Genomic DNA, 5042 nt, shown 5'->3' with positions numbered 1-5042 from the left:
GGCGACATCCTTTTTATCGACGAGATCCACCGCCTCAATCACGTCGTCGAAGAAGTCCTCTACCCGGCGATGGAGGATTATCAGATCGACCTCATGATCGGCCAGGGGCCTTCCGCGCGCTCGATCAAGCTCGATCTCAAGCGCTTCACCTTGGTCGGCGCGACCACGCGCTCGGGACTTCTCACCTCGCCGCTGCGCAACCGCTTCGGCGCGATCTTCCGTCTCGACTTTTACGCGCCGGAGGCGTTGGCGAAGATTCTCAAACGCTCCGCCGCGCTCCTCGGCGTCAAGGAAGAAGACGGCGGGTTGTCGGAGATCGCCCGCCGCTCGCGCGGCACGCCGCGGATCGCCAACCGATTGCTGCGCCGGGTCAGGGACTACGCCGAGGTCAAGGCCGCCGGGCGCATCACAAAGAAAGTCACCGAAGAGGCGCTCCGGATGCTGGAAGTGGATCCGATGGGCTTCGACAAAATGGACACCATGCTGCTGCTCACCTTGATCGACAAGTTCGCCGGCGGCCCGGTCGGCGTCGAGACGCTCGCCGCCGCCATCGGCGAGGAGAAAGACACGATCGAGGACGTCTACGAGCCGTTTTTGATCCAGGCGGGATTTTTAAACCGCACGCCGCGCGGCCGGGTGGCGACCGCGCTCGCCTACGACCACTTCGGCCGCAAGCAGGACTCGACGCAGACAAGTGCCGCCAAAAAGCAGCCGACGCTCTTCTAAAAACAGGTTTCAGGGTTTAAGAGTTAAAGGGCTGAAGGGTCATGGGGACTTTTGGGAAGACGCTCATTCTCTTCGGCATCCTTCTCGTCGTTCTCGGGGTGCTTTTCTCGCTCGGATCGAAGATCCCGTGGCTCGGCCGGCTCCCCGGCGACATCTATATCAGCAGGGGAAATTTCACTTTTTATTTTCCGCTCACCACCTGTGTACTGCTGAGCCTCATTATTACTCTTGTCCTTTACCTGTTCCGAAGGTAAAATCTCGCCAGATCACCGAAGTTTCGAGTCTCGATTTGTCGCCAAACCCGGAACCCGGAACCCAATCTATGGACACGGCAAGAGACTTAGAAGAAAGCCTTCGACGCGAGGAGGCGAAGAGACGAAAGCGGGAAGGGCTGGTCATTCTGGCCCTCACCCTGACGGTGGTGATCTTCGCTGTTTTTGAGTTCCAGCTTCCGGAAGTCTCACCCGATAACGCGGTCAGCAACAACATCGCGTTCTTTCTCCTCATCAACATCAACATCATTCTCCTGGTTCTGCTGATCTTCCTGGTGGTCAGGAATCTCGTCAAGCTCATCTTCGAGCGCAAGAAGCGCATTCTCGGCTCGCGCCTTCGCGTCCGGCTCGTGCTGGCGTTTGTCGCTCTCTCGCTGGTTCCGACGCTGTTATTGTTTGTCGTCTCCGGCGGACTTGTGACGCGCTCTTTTGATCGGTGGTTCGACGTTCAAATTGAAAATGCTCTTCAGGGCTCCCTGGAAATCGGCCAGGCGTATTACCAGAATTCCGCCAACAACGCGCTGTTTTACGCGCGGCAATTGAGCCAGAGAATGACCCAGGAGGGGCTGTTCGAGTCCCAGCGCACGGCCGATCTCAAGGAATTCATCCAGGCGAAGCAGCGCGAATATAATCTCGGCACCGTCGAAGTCTTCGCTCCGGACCGCCAGCTTGTCGTCGTCGCGTTCAACGATCAGGTGCCGACCGGCGTCACCATCAAGCCGGAGTCCGATTTTCTCAATCGCGCGCTGCGCGGGCTCGAGGTGACGCGAACCCAGGCGTTCGGCGAAGGGGACATCATCCGTGGCGGCGTGCCGGTCTACAGCGCCGACCGGAAAATTTTGGGCGTGGTTGTCGTCGACTACTATGTGCCGAAGAGCATCACCAACCGGGCGCTGCAGATCTCGCGCTCCTACGAGCAGTACAAACACCTCACGGCGCTTAAAAGGCCGGTCAAGAACAGTTATATCCTGACGCTGCTCTTGATCACGCTCGTGATCATCTTCTCCGCGACGTGGTTCGGACTTTATCTGGCGAAGGGGATTACCGTGCCGATCCAGAGGCTGGCGGAAGGAACCCACGAGGTGGCGCACGGGAACTGGGATTATAAGATCGAGGCGTCCGGCGACGACGAGATCGGCACTCTGGTCGATTCGTTCAACCAGATGACCGGCGATTTGAAGCAGATCAATCTGGAGCTCGCGCGCCGCGGCCGCTACATGGGCACGTTGCTGGGCAATATCGCCGCGGGCGTGATCTCGGTGGACCAGGCCGGAAACATAACCACGATGAACAAAGCGGCGGAGGAGATGCTGGGCGTGAAGGCGTATGAGGCGCCGGGCCGGAACTACGCGGAAGTTTTCTCGGCGGAGCACCTCCGCGTCATGCGCGAAATCATGGAGCAGGTAAAGAGCGGCGGCACCATCGAGCGCGAGGTCAAGATCCCGCTGCCGGACCAGATTCTCACCGCGGTGGTGACGGCGGCCATGTTGAAAGACGACGACGACAACGACCTCGGCATCATGGTCTTTCTCGAAGACATCACGCAGATTCAGAAAGTCCAGAGGATGGAGGCCTGGCGCGAGGTCGCGCGCCGGATCGCGCACGAGATCAAGAACCCTCTGACGCCGATCCAGCTCTCCGCCGAGCGGCTGAGAAAACGCTACGCCAAGCTGCTGGACGGCGACGGCGGTATTCTCGACAAATGCACGGCGACGATCATCCAACAGGTGGAAGATCTAAAAAATCTGGTCAACGAGTTTTCGCAGTTCGCGCGCCTGCCGGCGGCGGAATTAACGGCCAACGATCTCAACGACATCGTGAGGGAGGCGCTTTTTTTGTTCAAGGAAGGGCATAAGGGGATCAACTTTCAATTCAGCAAAGGCGAGATCCCGGCGCTGGAGCTTGACCGCGACCAGATCAAGCGCGTGCTCATCAATCTCCTCGATAACGCGGTCGCCGCCGTCGAAGAGAAGGGCGAGATCAAAATCTCGACTTCCTATTCCCGCGCTTCCGGAGCCGTGCTCCTCGAGGTCGCCGACGACGGCTGCGGTCTGGGGCCCGAGGTGAGAGCGCGGATTTTTGAGCCGTACTTTTCGACCAAAAAAGACGGCACCGGTCTCGGCCTGGCGATCGTCAGCGCGATCGTCGCGGACCATCGCGGCCACATTCGCGTGCGCCCCAACGAACCCAAGGGCACGAGGTTTATCATCGAGCTGCCGGTCCGGGACCATGCGGCTCTCAGGGCGCCGCAGAAGCGTGCGGCTTCTTCTTAAAAGCAGGGAGACTGCGGTGGAACGGGTGAAAACAAAAAGCGCGGAGAGAACGATCCTGGTCGTCGACGATGAAGACCGCGTGCGGGAATCCATCCGCGAGATTCTCAGCGACGAGGGCTATCGCGTCATCGAGGCGTCGCATGGAAGCCAGGTGATCGATTTGATCCGCAACGAGCATCCGCGCCTCGTGCTCCTCGACATCTGGATGCCGGACGTCGACGGCATCGGCCTTCTCAAAGAGATCAAAAAGGAAGAGTTCGAAGTCCCCGTGGTGATGATCTCCGGGCACGGCAACATTCACACCGCCGTCACGGCGACCAAGCTCGGCGCGTTCGACTTCATCGAAAAACCGCTTTCTTTGGAAGGCCTGTTGCTGACCGTACGGCGCGCGCTCGGCGAGCCCGGCGGTCCCGAGACAAAAATTAAAAAACCGAAAGAGACGAAGGCCCGGCGCTCCGGGCGCGCGATGGGGGCGAAAAACGGCCGCGCGCAAGCGCTCAAGCAGAAGACGCTGGGAAAGAGCGTCGTATTTTCCGGCCAGGGGCTTCATTCGGGAATCAAGACCGGAGTCGTGCTTCATCCGCTGCCTCCCAACAGCGGCGTTCTTTTCAGCGGTATCTCGGCCGACGCGACCGTGCCGGCCCATCTGGACTACGTCGGCTCGACCGGTTACGCGACCTCGCTGCGCGGGAAGGGAATCGTGGTCGGCACGGTGGAGCATTTTCTAGCGGTGCTGCACAGCTACGGCATCAGTAATTTGTTGGTCAAGATACAGGGCGAGATCCCCATCATGGACGGCTCGGCGCTCGAGTTTTGCCGCTTGATCGAGGACGCGGGGATCGAGGAGCAGGATGAGGAGTGGTCCGAGATCACTATCGATCGGACGTACCGCGTCAAAGAGAAGGACGGCGAGTCGATCTGCGTGGAGCCCTCAGAAACGTTCTGCGTCAAGTACGTGCTCAATTATCCCGAACCGGTTGGACACCAGGAACATACCTATGTCGCCCGCGGCCCGGAATCGTTCAAAGAAGAGATCGCTCCGGCGCGGACGTTCGGCTTTCTGAAGGACATCGAGCAACTGGAAAAAGTCGGGCTCGTGAACGGCGGGCGGCTCAGCAACTGTATTTTGATCGACAATGAGAGGGTCATTAACACGGAGCTGCGCTTTCCCAACGAATTCGCGCGCCACAAGATCCTCGACGTCATCGGCGACTTCTACCTTTTGGGCCGGCCGATCCGCGGCGCGGTGACGGCGCGCATGACGGGGCACACGGACAACATCGCGCTGCTCCGTGAAATCCGCAAAGGCATGGGATTGTAGGTCGAAGACAATGAGCTCGTCGCAGCAGCAGGTTCCGCGTCTGTTTACCGTGAATGAGGCCAATAGCCTGCTGCCCGAGTTGCGGCCGCTGGTGCAGCGGATTTTGGATCACCTGGAGTCTCTGAGAGAGAAGAGCGAGGATGTGGTCCGCGCCGAGCGGCTGTTGCCGTCGAGTCCGGAGCTGATGAAATCGCTGCAGCGGAACGAGGCCATCGCCCGTCTGATCCACGAAGTGAAATGCCTGGTCGATGAGATCAACGCCTATGGCTGCGTCTGCAAGGGAATCGAGGAAGGATTGGTCGATTTTCCGTGCCTGCTCGGCGGCGAGATCGTGTTTCTCTGCTGGCGCTTCGGCGAGGAGAGCGTCGGCCACTGGCACAAAATCGAAGACGGCTTCGCCGGACGCAAGCCGCTGCTCGACGGCGAAGAAGGAGGCGACGGCAACGTCTC

The 5042-nt window shown here is 59.6% G+C and carries 5 protein-coding genes; all 5 read left to right on the top strand.

The genetic code is table 11. From position 1 onward, the window contains the following. The coding region (gene ruvB, locus VGL70_12080) for a Holliday junction branch migration DNA helicase RuvB (protein HEY3304263.1) at positions 1-726 on the top strand (726 nt) is incomplete at its 5' end. Between the two features lie 41 nt (positions 727-767). Beyond that, a complete protein-coding gene (locus VGL70_12075) occupies positions 768-980 on the top strand; it encodes a DUF2905 domain-containing protein (protein HEY3304262.1) in 213 nt (70 codons plus the stop codon). Between the two features lie 68 nt (positions 981-1048). Next, entirely contained in the window at positions 1049-3271 is a 2223-nt protein-coding gene (locus VGL70_12070) for an ATP-binding protein (GenBank protein HEY3304261.1), read from the top strand. A gap of 25 nt (positions 3272-3296) precedes the next feature. Further along, on the top strand, positions 3297-4592 hold the full coding sequence (lpxC, locus tag VGL70_12065) for a UDP-3-O-acyl-N-acetylglucosamine deacetylase (protein HEY3304260.1): 1296 nt from the start codon (positions 3297-3299) through the stop codon (positions 4590-4592). 10 nt (positions 4593-4602) lie between these two features. After that, on the top strand, positions 4603-5042 hold a 440-nt coding region (locus VGL70_12060), incomplete at its 3' end, for a DUF2203 domain-containing protein (protein ID HEY3304259.1).

Source organism: Candidatus Binatia bacterium, from assembly GCA_036504975.1.
Taxonomy (GTDB): domain Bacteria; phylum Desulfobacterota; class Binatia; order UBA9968; family UBA9968; genus JAJPJQ01.
This window is presented reverse-complemented; position numbering and strand designations above follow the sequence as displayed.